At 71.9% G+C, this 22,724-nt stretch carries 13 protein-coding genes; 9 read left to right on the top strand and 4 right to left on the bottom strand.

What is annotated here, in order from left to right; translation table 11 throughout:
- Positions 1 to 145: 145 nt before the first annotated feature.
- Entirely contained in the window at positions 146 to 1,987 is a 1,842-nt protein-coding gene (locus tag OOJ98_RS21165; protein ID WP_267056502.1) for an ABC transporter ATP-binding protein, read from the top strand.
- Positions 1,984 to 3,879 carry an ABC transporter ATP-binding protein gene (locus OOJ98_RS21160; RefSeq protein ID WP_267056501.1) on the top strand — a complete coding sequence of 632 codons (1,896 nt, stop codon included), beginning with the start codon at positions 1,984 to 1,986 and terminating at the stop codon, positions 3,877 to 3,879. Before OOJ98_RS21165 ends, OOJ98_RS21160 begins: the two co-directional genes overlap by 4 nt.
- A gap of 414 nt (positions 3,880 to 4,293) precedes the next feature.
- On the opposite strand, the gene OOJ98_RS21155 is transcribed toward OOJ98_RS21160, so the two are convergent.
- Positions 4,294 to 4,863, bottom strand: a complete 570-nt coding sequence (locus OOJ98_RS21155; RefSeq protein ID WP_267056500.1) for a GNAT family N-acetyltransferase — start codon at positions 4,861 to 4,863, stop codon at positions 4,294 to 4,296.
- Between the two features lie 130 nt (positions 4,864 to 4,993).
- Here OOJ98_RS21155 and OOJ98_RS21150 point away from each other — a divergent pair, with 130 nt between their 5' ends.
- Positions 4,994 to 6,145: a DUF1266 domain-containing protein gene (locus OOJ98_RS21150; protein ID WP_267056499.1), complete on the top strand. Its 1,152-nt coding sequence runs from the start codon at positions 4,994 to 4,996 to the stop codon at positions 6,143 to 6,145.
- A 29-nt stretch (positions 6,146 to 6,174) separates the two neighbouring features.
- Here OOJ98_RS21150 and OOJ98_RS21145 read toward each other — a convergent pair whose 3' ends face one another.
- Together OOJ98_RS21145 and OOJ98_RS21140 are read right to left on the bottom strand one after the other, a co-directional pair.
- A complete protein-coding gene (locus OOJ98_RS21145) occupies positions 6,175 to 6,681 on the bottom strand; it encodes a DinB family protein (RefSeq protein WP_267056498.1) in 507 nt (168 codons plus the stop codon).
- A 371-nt stretch (positions 6,682 to 7,052) separates the two neighbouring features.
- Complete coding sequence (locus OOJ98_RS21140; protein ID WP_267056497.1) at positions 7,053 to 8,570, bottom strand: MFS transporter; 1,518 nt, start codon at positions 8,568 to 8,570, stop codon at positions 7,053 to 7,055.
- Between the two features lie 114 nt (positions 8,571 to 8,684).
- On the opposite strand from OOJ98_RS21140, the gene OOJ98_RS21135 reads away from it, so the two are divergent.
- Positions 8,685 to 9,593: a TetR/AcrR family transcriptional regulator C-terminal domain-containing protein gene (locus OOJ98_RS21135; protein WP_267056496.1), complete on the top strand. Its 909-nt coding sequence runs from the start codon at positions 8,685 to 8,687 to the stop codon at positions 9,591 to 9,593.
- A 203-nt stretch (positions 9,594 to 9,796) separates the two neighbouring features.
- Positions 9,797 to 11,833, top strand: coding sequence for a M4 family metallopeptidase (locus OOJ98_RS21130; protein WP_267056495.1), 2,037 nt, complete (start codon positions 9,797 to 9,799; stop codon positions 11,831 to 11,833).
- 159 nt (positions 11,834 to 11,992) lie between these two features.
- On the opposite strand, the gene glgP is transcribed toward OOJ98_RS21130, so the two are convergent.
- Complete coding sequence (glgP, locus tag OOJ98_RS21125) at positions 11,993 to 14,626, bottom strand: alpha-glucan family phosphorylase (RefSeq protein WP_267056494.1); 2,634 nt, start codon at positions 14,624 to 14,626, stop codon at positions 11,993 to 11,995.
- 460 nt (positions 14,627 to 15,086) lie between these two features.
- Here glgP and OOJ98_RS21120 point away from each other — a divergent pair, with 460 nt between their 5' ends.
- From OOJ98_RS21120 to glgB, 4 genes are all read left to right on the top strand, one after another.
- The gene (locus OOJ98_RS21120; protein ID WP_267056493.1) at positions 15,087 to 17,093 is read left to right on the top strand and encodes an alpha-1,4-glucan--maltose-1-phosphate maltosyltransferase; all 2,007 of its coding nucleotides are present in this window, start codon (positions 15,087 to 15,089) and stop codon (positions 17,091 to 17,093) included.
- Positions 17,090 to 18,805 (top strand): maltose alpha-D-glucosyltransferase, encoded by a 1,716-nt coding sequence (gene treS, locus OOJ98_RS21115; RefSeq protein ID WP_267056492.1) that lies wholly within the window; start codon positions 17,090 to 17,092, stop codon positions 18,803 to 18,805. The genes OOJ98_RS21120 and treS overlap by 4 nt, the downstream gene beginning before the upstream one ends.
- A gap of 141 nt (positions 18,806 to 18,946) precedes the next feature.
- Positions 18,947 to 20,317: a phosphotransferase gene (locus OOJ98_RS21110; protein ID WP_267056491.1), complete on the top strand. Its 1,371-nt coding sequence runs from the start codon at positions 18,947 to 18,949 to the stop codon at positions 20,315 to 20,317.
- Between the two features lie 39 nt (positions 20,318 to 20,356).
- On the top strand, positions 20,357 to 22,651 hold the full coding sequence (gene glgB, locus OOJ98_RS21105) for a 1,4-alpha-glucan branching enzyme (RefSeq protein ID WP_267056490.1): 2,295 nt from the start codon (positions 20,357 to 20,359) through the stop codon (positions 22,649 to 22,651).
- Positions 22,652 to 22,724 lie beyond the last annotated feature (73 nt).

Below are 22,724 nucleotides of genomic sequence, written 5' to 3'. Positions count from 1 at the left end.
GCCCATCGCGCTCGACCCCGCATCAACCGATCGGTTGATGGGCGGTACGACCTCGCGGCGCGAGCGGTCCTAGGACCAGCGGACCAGCGGGACCCGGTCGAAACTCAGTGGGCACTGTCGGTGCCCGTCCGTAGGCTCAGCTCTGATGTCCGAAAAACATGCAGCTACCAAGGACCAGTCGGCCACCCGCTCGCTCCTGAGACTCTGGCCGTACGTACGCCCCGTGCGAACGCGCCTGTTCAGCGCGGCGATCGTGGCCGTCGTCGCCTCCTGTCTCGGTCTGGTGATCCCGCTCGTCCTGAAGTGGATCGTCGACGGGCCGGTCGCCGAGCACGACCCCGGCGGGGTGTGGCTCGGCGCGCTCTACCTGCTGCTGCTCGGGCTCGCCGAGGCGGCCCTGTTCGGGCTGCGGCGGTGGCTGGTGGCGCGGCCACTGGCGCGGGTCGAGGCCGATATGCGGGCCGATCTGTACCGCCATGTGCAGCGCCTCCCGGTCTCCTTCCACGACCGGTGGGCCTCGGGCCAGCTGCTGTCGCGCGGCACCACGGACCTCATGCTCCTGCGCATGTTCCTGGCGTTCCCGCTGATCTTCCTCCTCGTCAACGGGGTGACGATCCTGGCCGGGTTCGCGATCCTGCTGTCGCAGCAGTGGAGCCTCGGGCTCGTGCTGCTGGTGCCGGTGATCCCGCTGGTGGTCAGCTGCTCGCTCTTCGAGACCCGTTACTCGCTGGTCGCGCGGCGGGCCCAGGACCAGGTGGGCGATCTGACGACGGTCGTCGAGGAGAGCGTGCTCGGCGTCCGCATCATCAAGGGGTTCGGTCAGCACCGCAGCCAGGCGGTGGCCTTCCGCGAACTCGCCGGGCGGCTGCGCGGCACCGAGTTGGCCAAGGCGCGGCTGCTCGCCGGGATCTGGGGCCTGATCACCACCATCCCCGAACTGGCCATCGGTGCGGCGCTGGTGCTCGGCACGGTGCAGGTGGCCGACGGGGAGCTGTCGGCCGGGACGCTGGTGGCGTTCCTGTCCACGGCGCTGGCCCTGCGGTGGCCGGTGGAGTCGATCGGGTTCCTGCTCGCGATGAGCCAGGAGTCCGCGACGGCGACGGCGCGGTTCTTCGAGGCGATGGACGAGGCACCGGAGGAGCAGAGCCCCTCAGGCGCGCAGGAGCAGAGCCCTGCCGCGCCCCCCTCGGACGAGCCGGCTCCGGATGCCCCCGACGCGCCCCCGGCCCCGGACGGGATTCGGTTCGACGGGGTGTGCTTCCGGTATCCCGATGCGGCCGAGGGGAGCGAACCCGTGCTCGCCGGGGTCGATCTGCACATCCGGCCCGGCGAGACGATGGCTCTGGTCGGCGGGACCGGGTCCGGGAAGACCACGCTCACCGCGCTGGTCCCGCGGCTCTACGACGTCAGCGGCGGCCGGATCACGCTCGACGGGGAGGACATAGCCGCGATGTCCCGGGACCGGCTGCGCGGGCTGGTCTCCATGGCGTTCGAGGAGCCCACACTCTTCTCGGCGTCGGTCGGCGACAACGTCCTGATGGGTGGCGGGAGTGCGCAGGACCTGGAGCGCGCCCTCGACATCGCGCAGGCGCAGTTCGTGGCGCGGCTGCCGCAGGGCGTGGACACTCAGGTCGGTGAGCAGGGCCTGAGCCTGTCCGGCGGACAGCGCCAGCGGCTCGCGCTCGCTCGGGCGGTCGTGGGGCGGCCGAGGTTCCTGATCCTCGACGACCCGCTCTCCGCCCTCGACGTACACACGGAGGCGCTGGTGGAGGCGGCGCTGCGGCGGGTGCTCCAGGACACCACCGCGCTCGTGGTCGCGCACCGCCCGTCGACGGTGATGCTCGCCGACCGGGTGGCGCTCCTGTCGGAGGGCCGGATCACGGCCGTCGGCACCCACCAGGAGCTGCTGCGCACCAACGCCGCCTACGCCTGGCTGATGTCGGGCGCCGACGGCCACCACGACGACGAGCGGGAGGACGGACGATGACCACCACGGTGGGACAGGAAGCGGTCACCGGCGACGAGCCGGCGGCCGGACCGGACGCTCATGTGGACCCGTTCGACCGGGACGAGCTGCCCGCACCGCCCGGCGCGACCGGTGTGCTGCTGCGGTCCCTGCTGCGCCCGCTGCGCGCACGCGTGGTGCTCGCGACGCTGATGCTCGTGGTGCAGCAGGCCGCGGCGCAGGCGGGGCCCCTGCTCGTCGCGTACGCCATCGACCGGGGCGTGCCGGCGTTCCGCGCGCACGACTACGGGCCGCTCGTCGCCGTGGGCGCCGGCTATCTGGTGTGCTCGCTGGCCTCCGGGTTCTTCCAGTACGCCTTCATCCAGACGTCCGCGCGGGTCAACCAGGACGTCCTGCTCGATCTGCGCGGCCGGATCTTCCGGCACGCCCAGGCGCTGAGCGTGGACTTCCACGAGCGGTACACCTCGGGCCGGCTGATCTCGCGCTCCACCACGGACATCGAGTCGCTGCGCGAGCTGCTCAGCGAGGGCCTCCAGGAGCTGATCGGGGTGATCCTCTCCTCGGTCTACATCTGCGCGATGCTGCTCTGGCTCGACTGGGGCACCGGCGCGCTCGCCGTCGCCTCCTATGTGCCGCTGCACTTCCTGATCCGGTCCTACCAGCGCCGGGCCGGGACCATCTACGGGGCCCGGTCGACGGCGATCGCCGCGGTGATCGTCAAGTTCGCGGAGACCCTCAACGGCATACGGCCGGTGCAGGCGTTCCGTCGCGAGCGGGCCAACGACGCGGAGTTCCAGGAGCTGAACCGGCATCACGAGCGCAGGAACGGCGACGCGATCCTGGAGATGGCGCGCTATGTGGTGGGCTCCCGGCTCGTCGCCAACACCGCGGTCGCGGCGATGGTGCTGTGGGGCGCGACCCGGGTCGCGGACGGCACCCTGGCCCTCGGCGTGCTGGCCGCCGCGGTCCTGTATCTGCGTCGTCTGTACGACCCCATCGACCGGCTCGGCATGTTCCTCAACTCCTACCAGTCGGCCGCCGCCTCCCTGGAGAAGGTGGCCGGGCTGCTGGCCCAGGTGCCGTCCGTGCCGGAGCCGGCCGAGCCGACCCCGCTGCCCGAGCCCCCGGGTGAACTCCCGGGCCGACGCGTCGACTTCGAGCAGGTCAGCTTCGCGTACCGGACCGGCGGCGAGGTGCTCCCGCGCTTCGACCTGACCATCCCCGCGGGCCAGACCGTCGCGGTGGTCGGCTCGACGGGCGCGGGCAAGTCCACCCTCGCCAAGCTCCTGGCCCGCTTCTACGATCCCTCCCCCGGCGCCCCGGCCGGCGGCGGGCCCGGCGGGTCCCCGGCGGGACGGGTCCTGCTCGACGGTACGGATCTGCGCGAGCTGTCCGTACGGGATCTGCGGCGCGGGGTCGTCATGGTCACCCAGGAGGCGTTCCTGTTCTCCGGCACGGTCGCCGAGAACATCGCGATCGGCCGCCCGGACGCCACCCGCGAGGAGATCGAGCGTGCGGCGAAGCAGATCGGCGCGCACGACTTCATCGCGGGCCTGCCGGACGGCTACGACACGGACGTACGCAAGCGGGGCGGCCGGATCTCGGCGGGCCAGCGCCAACTCGTCGCGTTCGCACGGGCGTTGCTCGCCGACCCGGCGGTGCTGATCCTCGACGAGGCGACCAGCTCGCTCGACGTGCCGGGCGAGCGCGCGGTGCAGCGGGCGATGCTGACGGTCCTGAGCGGCCGTACCGCGGTGGTCATCGCGCACCGGCTGTCCACGGTCGAGATCGCGGACCGGGTCCTGGTGATGGAGCACGGCCGCATCGTCGAGGACGGCTCCCCCGCCGACCTGATCGCCGGCACGGGCCGCTTCGCCGCCCTCCACCGCGCCTGGCGGGACAGCCTGGCCTGAGCACCGGCCGACCCGAGGCGGCCCACCCCGCCCGGCCCCGAGTAGCCCCGCCGCGGCGGGCGCAGGCCGCGGGTGCGACTCCGGGTGCCCTACTGGGCGCGGCCGGTCGACTCGGGGTGCCCTACTGGGCGCGGCCGGTCGACTCGGGGTGCCCTACTGGGCGCGGCCGGTCGACTCGGGGTGCCCTACAGGGGCGCGGGGAACTGCGCGGGTGCCCCAGCACGGTCCGCAGACGAAGGCCGGGGTTGCTGGGGCTCCGCCCCAGACCCCGAACGCGCCTGAAGGGCGCTCGTCCTCAAACACCAGACGGGCTGAAGATGCCGAGAACTAGGCACCCTGCCAAGGGCAACCCACCCAGGGGCGCGGGGAACTGCGCGACCAGCCACGCACGGTCCGCAGGCGAGCGCGGGGCGCTCAAGCCCAACCCCCCGGCGGCGCCCCATCGTGCAGGATCCGCTGGAACAGCACATGGTCACGCCACTCCCCGTCGATGTGCAGATACCGCGGCGCCATCCCGAACCGCTCGAACCCGTTCTTCGCCAGGACACGCTGCGAGGCACGGTTGTGCAGCAACGTGCACGCATCCACCCGGTGCAGGCCGACGACGTCACGCGCGGCGGCGCACACCCGCCCCACCGCCGCCCCGGCCAGCCCCCGCCCCTGCTGGTCCGCGGCGACCCAGTAGCCGAGCGACGCGTTGCGGAACGGCCCGAGGACCACGCCCGACAGCGTGAAGGCGCCGACGATGCCCCCGTCCTTCTCCAGCACCCACGGCACCGCGCGCCCCTCCGCGAACTCCTTCAGCTGCACCGCGATCCGCTCGGCCTGCCCCTCGACCGTGAAGAAGCGCTCGGGGCGGCGCGGCTCCCACGGTCGCAGGTGGGCCCGGTTGGTCACCTGCGCGCGGCACAGCGCGTCCGCGTCGTCGGCGGTGAGGATCCGCAACAGGACGCCGTGGGGCAGCAATTCGGCGGGAACGATCATTGAGGGACAGTAGCGTTCCGGCCGCGGGACGCGCCGCCGGACCCGACCGCCGCCCCTCCCCCCAAGGTCCCTCCGCCTCCGCCCCCACCTGCCCCCGCCCCACCCGGAACCGGTTTCGTAGGATCGGGGTGTGGCAACGGCAACGGGGATCAGCTGGGCGGCGCCCACGGAGACGGAGTGGCTGCTGCACGGCGCGGGGCTGCGCGGCGACACCGAGGCGCAGATACGGGTGCTGGCCCGCGAGGTGCTCTACATCGCCGCGCCGAAGGCGGAGGTCGACGCGCGGCCCGACCGGGTCCGCTGGCCCGCCTACCGGGACCCGTCGGGGCGACCCTGCAAACCGGTGCTCACCCGCGGCATGCTGCCGCCCTGGCACCCGGACTGGGTCTTCCACGGCGTCTCGCTCGGGTGGATCGCCGACTCGGGTCTCCTCGGCGGGCGGACGCTGCTCGCGGTCAACGCGGGCACGCCGGCCCAGCTGTTCCTGCCGACCGGCGCCGAGCACCTGGCCCACTGGCGCCGCCTCCACGCGGAGGCCGAGCGTCCCGAGCGGCTGACCGGCCTGCGGCACGGCGCGCTGCACGGCCCGCTCGCGTACGGGCTCGCCTGCGGCGCGCATCTCGCGGTCACCCACGACGTGCCGTGGAACGAGGTGGGCTCCCTCTACCAGGAGTACACCGCGGAGCGGAACATGCTCCGCGACTCCTGGGGCATCACAGACCCCGCGGGCTGGCGGCAGCAGGCCGACGCCCTGCTCGACGCCCGCAACAGCCCCGCCGAACCCGACTTCGTGCTGCGCGTGCGCGAGGAACTGCGGGCCGGTCTCGACGAGGCGCCGCCGGCCGAGCTGTGGCGCGAGACGGCCGCCGGGCACGCCCAGGACATCGGGGTGGGGCACGCCGCCGTCAAGGAGATCGAGGAGCTGGTGCGGCGCATCATGCGGTACGAGGCCCGGTTCCGCGCGGACGGGCTGCTCCCGCCGGACGGCCGGGTCACCACGGCCGTCGCCTACGACTACGGGCGCGCGGTGAACCTGGCGCGCTGGGGGCTCTCGGCCCGCTTCTGCACGCCGCACGAGGCGGAGCAGGTGATCGTGCACGCGGGGGCCCTGAGCAAGGCGGCCTACCGCTCGTGGGGAGAGTTCTCGGCGGGGTACGCGCTGGGGCGGGTGCTGCGCTTCGACGAGGAGTCGTACGGCAGTTACTACCAGCAGAACGTGACCGCGCACCGGATCCTCACCGAGCACCAGGGCAGCCCCTGGCGCAACATCCCCTGGCGCTGAGCGGGCCGGGCCTCGACGGGCCCGGATGCTCAGGCGCCCACGGTCCCGTCGATGCCCTCGCGGAGGAGATCGGCGTGGCCGTTGTGGCGGCCGTACTCCAGGATCATGTGCAGCATCACCATGCGCAGCGACACCTCCTCGCCCCAGCGCGGTTGAAGACCCGCGAGGTCGAGCGATTCGGCCTCCCGCTCGATCCGCCGGGAGTGCTCGACCTCGGCCTCCCACGCGGCGAACGCGTCGGCGCGGGTGGCGCCTTCGGTGGCGTAGGCGGCCTGGAAGTCGACCTCGTCGGACCACACCATGGGTACGTCGTGGTCCTCGAACACCCGCCGGAACCAGGCCCGTTCGACCTCCGCCATGTGGCGCACGAGGCCGAGCAGGGAGAGCGTGGAGGGCGGCATGGAGCGCCGCCGCATCTCCTCGTCGTCCAGTCCCGCGCACTTCATGACGAGCGTCGCGCGGTGGTAGTCGAGGAAGGCACGGAGCGTCTCGCGCTCGGAGCCGAGGTGGGGCGGGCCTATGCGGTCGTCTGTCACGGGGGCCTCCCTGAGAAATACGTCGAATCCAGCGCCGCACCGTACCCCGAGCCCACCCCGCGCCCCCAGCGAGTTGCGGCAGCCCCGCCCGACCGGGACCCGCCACCAACCGTCTCCATCTGCAGACCGCGGCGGGCTGGTCGCGCAGTTCCCCGCGCCCCTAGCACCGCCCCAGCGAACCAACCCAGCCAGTGACCCCCCACCCCAGGGGCGCCAGAAACCGCGCAACCGGCCACACACAGCCCGCACCCAGCGACCCACACCAGCCCCCCAGGGGCGCGGGGAACTGCGCGACCAGCCACACACCACCCGCGCCCAACAACCCACCCCACCCCCCCCCATCCGCCCGGGGCCAAGACGCCCGGCTCAGCTCACCCCGTCCGCCTCGCGCCGGACGGCCCCCGCAGGAGGAGGAGGGCCAACACCCCCGCCCCCACCATCAGCCCCGCCGCCCCCAGCGCCGCCCAGTCCAGCCCCCGCGTGAACGCGGTGTACGCCGACGCCGCCACCCCCGCGTCGCCGCGCGCAAGCGCGACCGCGCCGCCCAGCGTCTCGCGGGCCGGGGCCGGCGCGCCGGCCATGCCGTGGCGGTAGACCGCCGCACCCAGCGAACCGAGGACCGCCATGCCGAGCGCCCCGCCCAGCTCCTGGCCGGCCTCCAGGACCGCCGCCGCCGACCCCGCCCGCTCCGGCGGCGCCGCGCCGAGCGCGAGTTCGTTGGCGAGGGACATGGCCGCGACGAGGCCGCAGGTGTACACCGCGCACACGGTGAGCGTGAACCAGAGCGCCGAGTCCGTACGGACCTGGGTCAGCGCGAGGAAGCCGCACGCGGAGACGGCGAACCCGCCCGCCATGACGGTCCCCCGGTCGTGGCGCCGGGCGAGCGCCGCCCCGCTCGGCGCCCCCACGAACGCCCCCGCCGCGGGCACCAGGCTCCACAGCGCCGCGTGCAGGGGGCTCCGGCCGAGCACCGTCTGGAGGTACTGGGTGAGGAACACCGCCATGCCCACGGTCGCCGCGATGGCGAAGAGGTTGGCGAGCACCGCCCCGCCGAACGTGCGCCTGCGTATCAGTTCCAGATCGACCAGGGGGTGGGCGAGCAGCGACTGGCGGCGTACGAAGACGTACAGCAGGGCCAGTCCGCACACGAGGTACACGACCGGCGCCAACCCCGCGCCGTCGCGGGCCAGTTGCTTGATGCCCTGGATCAGGGGGAGCAGCCCGGCGAGCGACAGCGCCGCGCTCGGCCAGTCGAAGCGGCCGGCGGCGGGCTGTTTCACCTCGGGCAGCAGCAGTGGCGCCAGGACGAGCAGGAGCAGCATCGCGGGAAGGTTGACGAGGAACACCGAGCCCCACCAGAAGCGTTCGAGCAGAGCGCCGCTGACGACCGGGCCGAAGGAGATGCCGACGGTCATGACGCCGGTCCACGCGGTGACCGCCTGGGCGCGCTGCCGCTCGTCGTGGAAGAGGTTGCGGATCAGGGCGAGCGTCGACGGCATCAGGGCCGCTCCGCCGACGCCGAGCAACGCCCGCACGGCGATGAGGAGTTGGGGCGAGTCGGCGTAGGCCGCCGCCGCCGAGGCGAGGCCGAAGACGGCGGCCCCGGCCAGGACGAGGCGGCGCCGGCCGATCCGGTCGCCGAGCGCGCCCATGGTGATGAGGAGCCCCGCGAGCACGAAGCCGTACATGTCGAGGATCCACAGCTGCTGGGTGGAGCTGGGCCGGAGGTCCTCGCTGATGAACGGGATGGCGAAGTAGAGGACGGAGACGTCCATCGAGACGAGCAGCAGCGGCAGCATGAGGACCGCGAACGCGGTCCATTCCCTGCGTCCGGCGCGCGGCGCGGCCGGGTCGGTGCGGCCCCTGAGGGGTCCGGTGGTGGTGTCCATGGAGGGAGGGAAGCAGAGCAACGCGTACGGCGACACCGTCGAGCTAGTGCACCTCTTCAAGTCCCCTTTCGTGCAAGGAAGAACACCACGGAGCGCACTAGTACACTGCCCGCCGTGACCGAGACCGCGCCCTACCTCTCCATCGCCGACGGCATCCGGCGCCGCATCGCTTCGGGTGAGCTCGCGCCGGGCGACCGGGTGCCCTCGACGCGGGCCATCGTGCGCGACACCGGGGTGGCGATGGCGACCGCGACCAAGGCGCTCGCCGTGCTCGCGCGGGAGGGGCTGGTGCGGGCGGTGCCGGGGGTCGGCACGGTGGTCGCCGAGACGGCGCCGGCCCGCGGGCGCGCCCAGGAGACGCCTTTGAGCCGGGACGTCGTGGTGGCCGCGGCGGTCCGGATCGCGGACACGGAGGGCCTCGCGGGTCTTTCGATGCGGCGGGTCGCGGCGGACCTCGGGACCTCCACGATGGCGCTGTACCGGCATGTGCCGAGCAAGGGGGAGCTTGTACGGCTCATGACGGACGTGGGGTTCGCGGAGGCGGATCCGGGCCACCCGGCGGGCGACTGGCGCGCTCAACTCACCTATGTGACGCGGCGGTTGTGGGACGCGTACCGCGCGCATCCGTGGATGGCGCGGGCGATGGCCTCCTTCAACCGGCCGGAGCCGATGCCCGAGGCGATGACGTACACGGAGTCGGTGCTCAGGGCCCTGCGCGGCACCTCACTCACCGCGCACCAGATCATGCTGGCGCATCTGACGCTCATCGCGTTCGTCCAGGGGCTCGGCCTCGCGATGGAGCTGGAGGGGCACGCCGTCCAGGACACCGGGGTCTCCAACGACGCCTGGATGGAGCGGCACGGGGGTCGGTTTGCGGCCATCGTGTCGCGCGGCCACTACCCGGTTCTGACCACCCTTTTCGAACACGAGCCGTTCGCGATGGACTTGGACTCGCTCTTCGGTTTCGGCCTCGACCGACTCCTCGACGGCATCGCGGTGAGCATCCGTGAAACGTCCGCTTAACGAACGACGACCTTCGGACAACGGACGGTTTTCGGCCAACTTGTTGACGCGCTCCTGACACAGGTTCTCCTCGGCTGGCACTCTTCCCCCGTTCCTCGCACACAGTTTTCACGCACAACATCTCGTTGCCGCACATGCTCCGCTTTGCTCTGCCCGGCCGACCCCACCCAGTCGCCCGGATCCCCCTCGCAGAAGGAGTTCGCGTGAGATCCACGCATCGTCGTCGTGCCACCGCCACCGGCGCCCTGATCGCCGCAGCCGCCATGCTGAGTGTCGGCTTCCAGGCCGGGACCGCAAGCGCACACCCCGACGACTCCGCGGCCACCGCGGCCCTCAAGGCCCAGGCGGTACGCAATCCGGGCGCCCTGCCCGTCAGTCTCACCCCCTCCCAGCGCGCCGAGCTCATACGCCAGGCCAACGCGACCACGGCGGACACCGCCAAGGCGCTCGGCCTCAGCGCGCAGGAGAAGCTCGTCGTCCACGACGTGTCGAAGGACCAGGACGGCACAGTCCACACCCGCTACGAGCGGACCTACCAGGGCCTGCCCGTCCTCGGTGGCGACCTGATGGTCGACACCGCGTCCGGCAAGACCAAGGACGTCCTCAAGGCGAACAGCGCGCAGCTGCAGGGCATTTCGACCACCGCCCCCGCCGCCGCTCCGGCCACCGCGGCCACCACCGCCCTGAAGGCCGCCAAGGCCGCCGGCTCGAAGGCCGACAAGGCCGACAGCGCCCGCAAGGTCATCTGGATGGTCAAGGGCGCGCCGACCCTCGCGTACGAGACGGTCGTGGGCGGTCTCCAGGACGACGGCACCCCGAACCAGCTGCACGTCATCACGGACGCCAAGACGGGCGCCAAGCTGCACCAGTGGCAGGGCATCGAGACCGGCGTGGGCAACACCCGCTACAGCGGGCAGGTCACGCTGAGCACCACGCACACCGGGTCGAACTACACGCTGACCGACGCCACGCGCGGCGGCCACAAGACCTACAACCTGAACCACGGCTCGTCCGGCACCGGTTCTCTGTTCACCCAGACCACCGACACCTGGGGCGACGGCACCAACAACAACGCCGCGACCGCGGGCGCCGACGCCGCGTACGGCGCGGGCGCGACCTGGGACTTCTACAAGAACGTCTTCGGCCGCAGCGGCATCCGGGGCGACGGCGTCGGCGCCTACTCCCGCGTCCACTACGGCAACGCGTACGTCAACGCGTTCTGGGACGACAGCTGCTTCTGCATGACGTACGGCGACGGCGCGGGCAACAACGACCCGCTGACCGCGCTCGACGTGGCCGGCCACGAGATGTCGCACGGCGTCACCGCCGCGACCGCGGGCCTCAACTACGCGGACGAGTCGGGCGGCCTCAACGAGGCCACCTCGGACATCATGGGCACCTCGGTGGAGTTCTACGCGAACAACGCCTCGGACCCGGGTGACTACCTCATCGGCGAGAAGATCGACATCAACGGCGACGGCACCCCGCTGCGCTACATGGACAAGCCGAGCAAGGACGGCGGCTCCGCGGACAGCTGGTACTCCGGCGTCGGCAACCTGGACGTCCACTACTCCTCGGGCCCGGCGAACCACTGGTTCTACCTGGCCTCCGAGGGCAGCGGCGCCAAGGTCATCAACGGCGTGAGCTACAACTCGCCGACCTCCGACGGCCTGCCGGTCACCGGTGTCGGCCGCGACAAGGCCCAGCTCATCTGGTACAAGGCGCTGACCACCAAGTTCAACTCCAGCACGGACTACGCGGGGGCCCGCGCGGGCACCATCGCCGCGGCGACCGAGCTGTACGGCGCCAACAGCGCCGAGGTCAACAACATCACCGACGCGTGGGCGGCCATCAACGTCGGCGCCCGGCACGGCGGCGGCACCGACCCCGGTGGCAAGGTCTTCGAGAACACGGCCAGCGTGGCCATCCCGGACTACCCGGGTGCCGCGGTGACCTCGCCGGTCACCGTCTCGGGGATCACCGGCAACGCGCCGGCCGCCCTCCAGGTCGGCGTGAAGATCACGCACACCTACATCGGTGACCTCCAGATCGACCTGGTGGCCCCGAACGGCACCTCGTACCGTCTGCAGAGCTCTTCCTCGGACTCGACGAAGAACCTCAACAAGACGTACACCGTGAACGCCTCCGCCGTCGCGGCCAACGGCGTGTGGAAGCTGAAGGTCCAGGACAAGGCGCGGCAGGACGTCGGCACCATCACCGACTTCAAGCTCTCCTTCTGAACCTCGGCGCGACGCAGAACCGGACTGCCGTAGCGATACGGCGAGTTCACCTTCTTGGAACTCACCTTCTGACCAGGCGGCTGGCCGGAGAGTGAAGGTGCCCGGAGCCCCCAGGGGGTTCCGGGCACCGCCCATGTCACGGCCGTACGCGGCCGGGGCTCAGCGCATCAGGACGCCCGCGCCCTCGCCGGTCGCCTCGGTCGGACCGGCGACCAGGCCCAGCTCCGCGTGGGTCGCGAGGCCGCGGTGGGCCGGCAGGACCCGGACCGTGTAGCCGAAGGGGCCGGTACGGTCGAGGGCGAGCGGGCCCTCGTAGACCCAGCGGCCCTCCAGGTCGGCGCCGCCCGCCGGCTTCAGCGGGAAGACGGCCGCGTCCGCGATGGCGTCGGCCGCGTCGACCCGCCCGGCCACCGCCTGCACCTCGACGTCGTCGGGCCCCAGCTCGCCCAGGGCGACCCGCACCCGCAGCGCCAGCGTGGAGCCCAGTTCGGCGGTGCCGCCCTGGACCGCCGCGTCGGGGGCCACCGCCTCGACGTGCTCGACCGCCACCCGCGGCCACGCGCCCCGCACCCGCGCCTTCCACTGCGCCAACTCCCTTGCTGTGGACGGGTCGAGGGAGCGGTGGGCGGCAGCGGCGGGCGCGTACAGACGGGTCACGTACTCCCGCACCATGCGTCCCGCGAGCACCTTGGGGCCCAGGGTGGTGAGGGTCTGGCGGACCATTTCGATCCAGCGGTCGGGCAGCGCCGAGGGGCTCCGGTCGTAGAAGCGGGGGGCGACCCGGTCCTCGATGAGGTCGTAGAGGGCGTTGGCCTCCAGCTCGTCGCGCCGGTCCTCGTCGGTGGCAGCGCCGTCGGCGGTCGGGATGGCCCAGCCGAAGTCGGGCTCGAACCACTCGTCCCACCAGCCGTCCAGGACCGACAGGTTGAGGCAGCCGTTGAGGGCCGCCTTCATCCCGCTCGTCCCGCACGCCTCCAGGGGGCGCAGCGGATTGTTGAGCCACACATCGCATCCCGGGTACAGCTTCTGCGCCATCTTCATGCCGTAGTCCGGCAGGAAGACGATGCGGTGGCGCACCCGGGGGTCGTCGGCGAACTTCACCAGCTCCTGCACGAGCCGCTTGCCGCCGTCGTCGGCGGGGTGCGCCTTGCCCGCCACCACGATCTGCACCGGCCGCGTGGGATGGAGCAGCAGCTCCATGAGGCGCTCGCGGTCGCGCAGCATCAGCGTGAGCCGCTTGTACGAGGGGACGCGCCGGGCGAAGCCGATGGTGAGCACGTCGGGGCTCAACACCCCGTCGATCCAGCCGAGTTCGGCGGAGCCCGCGCCCCGCTGGCGCCACGAGGCGCGCAGCCGCTCCCGTACCTCGGTGACGAGCTGTTCGCGCAGCTCCCTGCGCAGCTCCCAGATCTCGCCGTCGGCGATGTGGGCGACCGCGTCCCAGCGGTCGGAGCCGCCGACCGCGAGCGCGTCCTCGGCGCGGCCCGCGCCGATCTGGCGGGCGCCGAGCCGGAAGACCTCGGGCGCCACCCAGGTGGGGGCGTGCACGCCGTTGGTGACGGAGGTGATCGGCACCTCCTGCGGGTCGAAGCCCGGCCAGAGCCCCGCGAACATCTGCCGGCTGACCGCGCCGTGCAGGGTGGAGACGCCGTTGGCGCGCTGGGCGAGCCGCAGCCCCATGACGGCCATGTTGAAGAGGTTCGGCTCGCCGCCGGGGTAGGTCTCCATGCCGAGCTGGAGGATCTTCTCGACGTCGACGCCGGGCAGCTCGCCGTCGTCGCCGAGGTGGCGGGCGACCAGCTCGCGGTCGAAGCGGTCGATGCCGGCGGGTACCGGGGTGTGGGTGGTGAAGACGGTTCCGGCCCGCACCGATTCGAGCGCGGCGTCGAATTCCAGCCCCTCTCCGGCCAGTTCACGGATGCGTTCGAGCCCCAGGAACCCCGCGTGCCCCTCGTTGGTGTGGAACACCTCGGGCGCGGGGTGCCCGCTCAGGCGGCAGTACGTTCGCACCGCTCGCACTCCGCCGATGCCGAGCAGCATCTCTTGGAGGAGGCGGTGCTCGCTGCCGCCGCCGTAGAGGCGGTCGGTCACGTCGCGTTCGCCGGGGCCGTTGTCCTCGACGTCGGAGTCGAGCATGAGCAGCGGCACCCGGCCGACCCTGGCCAGCCAGATCGCGGCGTGCAGGGCGCGGCCGCCGGGCAGGGCGAGCGACACCTTGGCGGGGGTGCCGTCGGCCTCCCGCAGCAGCGAGACGGGCAGCTCGTTGGGGTCGAGCAGGGGGTAGTGCTCCTGCTGCCAGCCGTCGCGCGAGAGCGACTGGCGGAAGTAGCCGTGCCGGTAGAGGAGACCGACCCCGATCAGCGGTACGCCGAGGTCGCTGGCGGATTTCAGATGGTCGCCGGCGAGGATGCCGAGGCCGCCGGAGTACTGCGGCAGGGCGGCGGTGACACCGAACTCGGGCGAGAAGTAGGCGATGGCGGACGGGAGTTCACCGCTCTGTTCCTGGTACCAGCGGTGGCCGTGCAGATAGTCGTCGAGGTCGTCGGCGGCCGCGGTGAGCCGGCGCAGGAAGCGGCGGTCCTGGGCGAGCGTGTCGAGCCGGGCGGCGCCGACGGCGCCGAGCAGGCGGACGGGGTCCTCGCCCGCCGCCCGCCAGCCGTCGGGGTCCAGGGACTGGAAGAGGTCTCGGGTCTCCGCGTGCCAGGACCAGCGCAGGTTGCGCGCGAGATCGCTGAGCGGACGAAGGGCGTCGGGCAGGACAGGGCGCACGGTGAATCGACGGATTGCCTTCACGCTTCCACCTTCGCAGGGGACGTACGTAGCGGGGCGGGCACACTGCGATGTGCGCCCCTCCTTCACTCCCGAAGGTAGTGCCGGTGCGCCCCGGGCCACGACTGTGCCCCGCGGTCCGGCGCGATTGATTCCGGCCGGGCCCGACATGCCGTGCCGTTCCCTGATTCGTCGTCACCTCACCTTGGCGCAGGCAAAGTTTGGGGCGTTCTCGGCCACGGTCCGGGCGGTTTCCTTGTCCGAAACCGTTACGCGCAGGTAGTTAGCTAACTGCCGGAATGCCCACCCGTACACCGTGGAAGGCTCACTCGGTACGCCTTCCCGCAGTCTTTCCCGCACGCCATTCGAGTGAACGCGGACAGGAGCGGCCATGCCCGCAGCCGGTCAGTCGCCAAGGGAGCAGCTAAAAAGGACAGACTCCCGCAAACGCGGCAAACCATACCAATCATCCGCAGGTGAACCCGTGAACCCGAACCCGTCCATCGGACGCATCCCCGTTCTCGACGTGCGCCCCGCCGTCGAGTGCGGCACCAGGCCCGCGAAGGCGGTGGCAGGGGAGAGTTTCCAGGTGACCGCCACCGTGTTCCGCGAGGGCCATGACGCCGTGGCCGCCAACGTCGTCCTGCGTGACCCCGGAGGGCGCCGGCGCCCCTTCACCCCGATGCGAGAACTCGCCCCCGGCACCGACCTGTGGGGCGCCGAGGTCACCCCGACCTCCGAAGGCCTGTGGACGTACACCGTCGAGGCGTGGGCCGATCCGCTCACCACCTGGCGCCACCACGCCGGCATCAAGATCCCGGCCGGCCTCGACACCGAGCTGGTCCTCGCGGAGGGCGCCGCGCTGTACGAGCGGGCCGCGGCCGGGGTGCCCAAGGCCAAGGGGCGGCGCGAGACGGTCCTCGCGGCGGCCGATGCCCTGCGCGACACCGGCCGCTCCCCCGCCGACCGGCTCGCCGCCGCTCTGGCGCCCGGCGTGGACGCGGCACTGACGGCGTATCCGCTGCGCGACCTGGTCACCGCCTCGGCGCCGATGCCGCTGCTCGTGGAGCGCCGGCGGGCGCTGTACGGCTCCTGGTACGAGCTGTTCCCGCGCTCCGAGGGCGCCGTCGTCACCGGCGAGGGGCCGCCGGTCTCCGGCACCTTCCGCACGGCCGCCGCGCGGCTGCCCGCGGTCGCCGCCATGGGCTTCGACGTCGTCTATCTGCCCCCGATCCACCCCATCGGCACCACCTACCGCAAGGGCCCGGACAACAGCCTGGAGGCGGGACTCCGGGACGTGGGCGTGCCCTGGGCGATCGGCTCCGCCGAGGGCGGCCACGACGCCGTCCACCCCGATCTGGGCACCCTGGACGACTTCGACGACTTCGTGAGCACCGCCCGCGACCTGCGCCTGGAGGTGGCCCTGGACTTCGCGCTCCAGTGCTCCCCCGACCACCCCTGGGTCGACAAGCACCCCGAGTGGTTCCACCACCGGGTGGACGGCACGATCGCGTACGCGGAGAACCCGCCGAAGAAGTACCAGGACATCTACCCGATCGCCTTCGACCAGGACATGCCGGGCCTGATCGAGGAGACGGTGCGGCTGCTGCGGTTCTGGATGGAGCACGGCGTACGGATCTTCCGCGTGGACAATCCGCACACCAAGCCGGTGGTCTTCTGGGAGAAGGTCATCGCCGAGATCAACGGCGCCGACCCGGACGTGATCTTCCTGGCCGAGGCGTTCACCCGGCCGGCGATGATGCGCACCCTCGCCAAGATCGGCTTCCAGCAGTCGTACACGTACTTCACCTGGCGCACCAGCAAGCGGGAGCTCACCGAGTACGTCACCGAACTGGCGACCGAGACCGCGCCCTACATGCGGCCCAACTTCTTCGTGAACACCCCGGACATCCTGCACGGATACCTCCAGGACGGCGGCCGTCCCGCCTTCGAGGTGCGGGCGGTGCTCGCCGCGACGCTCTCCCCCTCCTGGGGGGTCTACGCCGGATACGAACTCTGCGAGAACGTCCCCGTCACGGCAGGAAGCGAGGAGTACCTGCACTCCGAGAAGTACCAACTGCGCCCCCGCGACTGGGAGTCGGCCGAACGCGAGGGCCGCTCCATCGCACCGCTGATCACCGCGCTCAACCGCGTCAGGCGCCGCCAGCCGGCCCTGCGGCAGCTGCGCTCGGTCCACTTCCACGACACCGACAACGACGCGGTGATCGCGTACAGCAAACGCTCGGGTTCGAACACCGTTGTGGTGGTCGCCAACCTCGACCCCCACCACACCCAGGAGGCCACGGTCTCGTTGGACATGCCGGAACTCGGCCTCGCCTGGGGCGAGTCCTTCCCGGTGCGCGACGAGCTCACCGGAGAGACCTACCACTGGGGCAGGGCCAACTACGTGCGCCTGGAACCGGGCCGAGCGCCCGCGCACATCCTGGTCCTGCGACCGTCCCCGCCGATCGGAGGGTCACCCACACCATGATCGTCAATGAGCCCGTCCACGACACCTTCGAGGACACCCCCGCCAAGGATCGCGACCCCGAGTGGTTCAAGCGCGCGGTGTTCTACGAGGTGCTCGTGCGGTCCTTCCAGGACAGCAACGGCGACGGCGTCGGGGATCTCAAGGGCATCACCGCCAAGCTGGACTACCTGCAATGGCTGGGCGTCGACTGCCTCTGGCTGCCGCCGTTCTTCAAATCCCCCCTGCGCGACGGCGGTTACGACGTCTCGGACTACACCGCGGTGCTGCCCGAGTTCGGTGACCTCGCCGACTTCGTGGAGTTCGTGGACGCCGCGCACCAGCGCGGCATGCGCGTGATCATCGACTTCGTGATGAACCACACCAGTGATCAGCACGAGTGGTTCCAGGAGTCGCGCCGCGACCCGGACGGCCCCTACGGCGACTACTACGTCTGGGCCGACGACGACAAGCAGTACCAGGACGCCCGGATCATCTTCGTCGACACCGAGACGTCCAACTGGACCTTCGACCCGGTCCGCAAGCAGTACTACTGGCACCGCTTCTTCTCCCACCAGCCGGACCTCAACTACGAGAACCCGGCCGTGCAGGAGGAGATCGTCTCCGCGCTGCGCTTCTGGCTCGACCTGGGCATCGACGGCTTCCGCCTCGACGCGGTGCCCTACCTGTACCAGGAGGAGGGGACCAACTGCGAAAACCTTCCGGCAACGCACGAGTTCCTCAAGCGGGTACGGGCCGAGATCGACGCGAGCTACCCCGACACGGTGCTGCTCGCCGAGGCCAACCAGTGGCCGGAAGACGTCGTCGACTACTTCGGCGACTACGCCAAGGGCGGCGACGAGTGCCACATGGCGTTCCACTTCCCGGTGATGCCGCGCATCTTCATGGCGGTGCGCCGCGAGTCCCGTTACCCGGTCTCGGAAATCCTCGCCAAGACCCCGGCGATCCCGCGCAACGCCCAGTGGGGCATCTTCCTGCGCAACCACGACGAGCTCACCCTCGAAATGGTCACGGACGAAGAGCGCGACTACATGTACGCCGAGTACGCCAAGGATCCCCGGATGCGCGCCAACATCGGCATCCGGCGGCGTCTCGCCTCGCTCCTGGACAACGACCGCAACCAGATCGAGCTGTTCACCGCGCTGCTGCTGTCGCTGCCCGGCTCGCCGATCCTGTACTACGGCGACGAGATCGGGATGGGCGACAACATCTGGCTCGGCGACCGTGACGCGGTGCGCACGCCGATGCAGTGGACCCCCGACCGCAACGCGGGGTTCTCCTCCTGCGACCCGGGCCGGCTCTTCCTGCCCACGATCATGGACCCCGTCTACGGCTACCAGGTGACCAACGTCGAGGCGTCCATGGCCTCGCCGTCCTCGCTGCTGCACTGGACGCGGCGGATGATCGAGATCCGCAAGCAGAACCACGCCTTCGGACTCGGCTCGTACACCGAGCTGGCCTCCTCCAACCCGGCCGTCCTCGCGTTCCTGCGGGAACACGGCGACGACCTGGTGCTGTGCGTGCACAACTTCTCGCGCTTCCCCCAGCCCACCGAGCTGGACCTGCGGGCGTTCAACGGGATGCATCCGGTGGAGCTGATCGGCGGGGTGCGCTTCCCGGCCATCGGCGAGCTGCCGTACCTGCTCACTCTGGCGGGCCACGGCTTCTACTGGTTCCGGCTGCGCAAGGACCCCGCGCCGCCCGCCGTCGTGTGACGAGGACCCGGGCGGAGCGTTTCCAGCGCTCCGCCCGGGGCACTCTGAACCCCGAACCCCGCGCGCCGCCGGACAGCTTCTGTTGCAATCCGGGACACTCTGCGCAACTCGATTGTGTGCCCGGGGAAAGGATGCGCCGCCATGCCCAAGGCCGCACCGCCCCGTACCACCGGCCTTCCACTCACCCGGCTGCTGACCTCACTCGCCCCGCTGCTGCACGAATGGCTGCCACGGCAGCGCTGGTTCGCGGGGAAGGGCCGGCCCGTCACGGACTTCGCGCTGCTCACCGCGACGGAGCTGCTGCCGAACCTGCTGCACCTGCTCGTACGCACCGAACACGCCACGCCGTCGCTGCCCGGCACCACCGCACAGCCCCCGCCCGCCGACTGCTACCAGCTCCTCGTCGGCGTGCGCGACCAGCTGCCGCCACGGCTCGCGCCCGCCCTGATCGGCCGGGCCAGCCAGGGCCCGCTCGCCGGGCGCACGGTGTACGACGCCCTCCAGGACCCCCAGTCCGCGGCCCTGCTCCTGGAGCGGCTGCGCACCCCGGGGAGCGTGGGCCCGCTGTCCTTCGACCGCGATCCCGGGGTCACGGTCGCGCCGGGGCTCGCGCCGCGGCTGCTCGGCGTGGAGCAGTCCAACTCCTCGCTGGTATACGGAGATACGTTCATTCTCAAGGTGTTCCGGCGGGTCCAGCCCGGGGTCAACCCCGACCTCGAACTGCCGTGGGCGCTGGCCCGTCAGGGCTGCGAGCGGGTGCCCGCGCCCGCCGCCTGGTTCGGCACCTCCCACCCCCAGGAGACGACGCTCGGCGTGCTCCAGCCGTTCCTGCGCGGCGCCGACGACGGCTGGGCGCTGGCGCTCGCCTCCCTCGCCGACGGGCGCTCCTTCACCCAGGAGGCGTACGAGCTGGGGCGGGCCACCGCCGATGTGCACCTCGCGCTCGCCGACGCCTTCCCGCCCGTCTCGCTCGGCCGGCCGCAGACCGCGCTGATCGCGGCCGCGATGACCGAGCGTCTGGACGCCACGGCGCAGGCGGTGCCCGCGCTCGCCCCGTACGTCCCGGGGTTGCGGGCCGCCTTCGACGCGGTCGCCTCGCTGGAGTCGGCCGGCAGCGCCCAGCGCATCCACGGCGACCTCCATCTGGGCCAAGCCCTGCGGGCCGCCGAAGGCCCCTGGTCGGTGATCGACTTCGAGGGCGAGCCGAGCCGTCCGCTCGCCGAGCGGCGCCGCCCCCAGCCCCCGGTGCGCGATGTCGCGGGCATGCTGCGCTCCTTCGACTACGCGTCCTGCTCCGCCCGGCCGAACAACCCCCGCTGGGCCGAGGAGTGCCGGGCCGCGTACTGCGCGGGCTACGCGGCGCGCTCCGGCCGCGACCCCCGTGAATCACCCGAGCTGCTGCGCGCGTACGAGACCGACAAGGCCGTGTACGAGGTGCTCTACGAAGCCCGGCACCGCCCCGACTGGCTGCCCGTGCCGATGGCGGCGATCCACCGCCTGGCAGGGGCCTGAACCCACCCGCGTACGACGCCCTTCGAGGAGGCAGTCCCCGTGACCCCCCGCCCCGCCCGCAACTCCTCCGAACCCGCCACCGGCGCCGCGGCACCCGCGGCGACGGCGGCGAAGCCCGCCAAGACGCCTCCCGCGCCACGCCGGGCCGCGAGTCGCGGCGTGCGGCCCGCGCCCGCCCTGTCCGCCGCGGACCGGGGGCGCCTGCTCGCCGGCGGTCACCACGATCCGCACGCCCTGCTCGGCGCGCACCCGGTGCGCGGCGGTGTCGCGATCCGCACCCTGCGCCCCTACGCGCGCGCCGTGACCGTGCTCGGCAAGGGGCTGCGGGCCGAGCTGCACGACGACGGGGACGGCCTGTTCTCGGGGGTGCTGCCGCTGCGCGAGGTGCCGGACTACACCCTGCTCGTCACCTACGAGGACAACGAGATCGAGGTGCACGACCCGTACCGGTTCCTGCCCTCGCTCGGCGACCTCGATCTGCATCTGATCGGCGAGGGCCGCCACGAGGAGCTGTGGACGGCGCTGGGAGCCCGCCCGATGGTGCACCAGGGCGTGACGGGGACGCGCTTCACGGTGTGGGCGCCGAACGCCCAGGGGGTCAGGGTCAGCGGCGACTTCACGTACTGGGACGGCACCGCCCACCCGATGCGCTCCCTCGGCTCGACCGGGGTGTGGGAGCTGTTCCTGCCCGGGGTCGGCGACGGCGCGCTGTACAAGTTCGACATCATGCGCCCCGACGGCAGCCACACCCTGCGGGCCGACCCGATGGCCCGGCGCACGGAGGTGCCGCCCGCCAACGCCTCGATCGTCACCGAGTCCCACCATGTGTGGCGCGACGACGACTGGATGGCGCGCCGCGCCTCGCGCCCGGTGCACGAGGCGCCGTTCTCGGTGTACGAGGTCCATCTGGCGTCCTGGCGACCGCGCCTCACCTACCGCCAGCTCGCCGATCAACTCCCGGCGTACGTCAAGGACTTGGGCTTCACCCACGTGGAGTTCCTGCCGGTCTCGGAGCACCCGTTCGGCGGCTCCTGGGGGTACCAGGTCACCGGCTTCTACGCCCCGACGTCCCGGATGGGCACCCCCGACGACTTCCGCTTCCTGGTCGACGCGCTGCACGAGGCGGGCATCGGGGTGATCGTGGACTGGGTGCCGGCGCACTTCCCGAAGGACGACTGGGCGCTCGCCGAGTTCGACGGGCGCACCCTGTACGAGCACGAGGACCCCACCCGCGCCGAACACCCCGACTGGGGAACCCTCGAATTCGACTACGGCCGCAAGGAGGTCCGCAACTTCCTGGTCGCCAACGCCACGTACTGGTGCGAGGAGTTCCACGTCGACGGGCTGCGGGTCGACGCGGTGGCCTCGATGCTGTACCTGGACTACTCGCGCGAGGACGGCGAGTGGAGCCCCAACGAGCACGGGGGGCGCGAGAACTTCGACGCGGTGGCCTTCCTCCAGGAGATGAACGCGACGGTCTACCGGCGCTGCCCCGGCGTCGTGACCATCGCCGAGGAGTCGACCGCGTGGGACGGCGTGACCCGCCCCACCGACCACGGCGGGCTCGGCTTCGGCCTGAAGTGGAACATGGGCTGGATGCACGATTCGCTGGGCTACGTCCAGCACGAGCCGGTGCACCGCAAGTACCACCACAGCGAGATGACGTTCTCGATGGTGTACGCCTACAGCGAGAACTACGTCCTGCCGATCTCGCACGACGAGGTGGTGCACGGCAAGCGCGCCCTGGTGTCGAAGATGCCCGGCGACTGGTGGCAGCAGCGCGCGACCCACCGCGCCTATCTGGGCTTCATGTGGGCCCACCCCGGCAAGCAACTCCTCTTCATGGGACAGGAGTTCGCGCAGGGAGCCGAGTGGTCGGAGGAGCACGGGCCCGACTGGTGGCTGCTCGACCCGTCCTACAGCGCCGAGCCGGACCACCGCGGCGTCCGGGACCTGGTGCGCGACCTGAACCGGGCCTACGGCGAACAGCCCGCCCTGTGGGAGCGCGACACGGACCCGGCGGGCTTCTCCTGGCTGGCGGGCGACGCGGCGGAGGACAACGTCTTCGCCTTCCTGCGCCACGACGCGTCCGGCGCGCCGCTCCTCTCGGTCTCCAACTTCTCGCCCGTGGTCCGGGCCGAGTACCGCCTGGGCGTGCCCGAGTCGGTCTCCGCCTGGCAGGAAACGCTCAACACGGACGAAGCCCGCTACGGCGGCGGGGGCGTAGGCAACCCCGACCCCCTGAAGCCCGACCCGACGCCGTCCCACGGCCGCCCGGTCTCCATCAACCTGACCCTGCCCCCACTCGCCACGGTGTGGTTCCGACCGGCCTGAGCCCGTCCGCGCCCCGGTCCGCCCACGGTGGGCGGGCCGGGGCGCGCCCCGGCGATCAGGGCGTGGCCACGGG

It is taken from the genome of Streptomyces sp. NBC_00083, from assembly GCF_026343295.1.
Taxonomy (GTDB): domain Bacteria; phylum Actinomycetota; class Actinomycetes; order Streptomycetales; family Streptomycetaceae; genus Streptomyces.
This window is presented reverse-complemented; position numbering and strand designations above follow the sequence as displayed.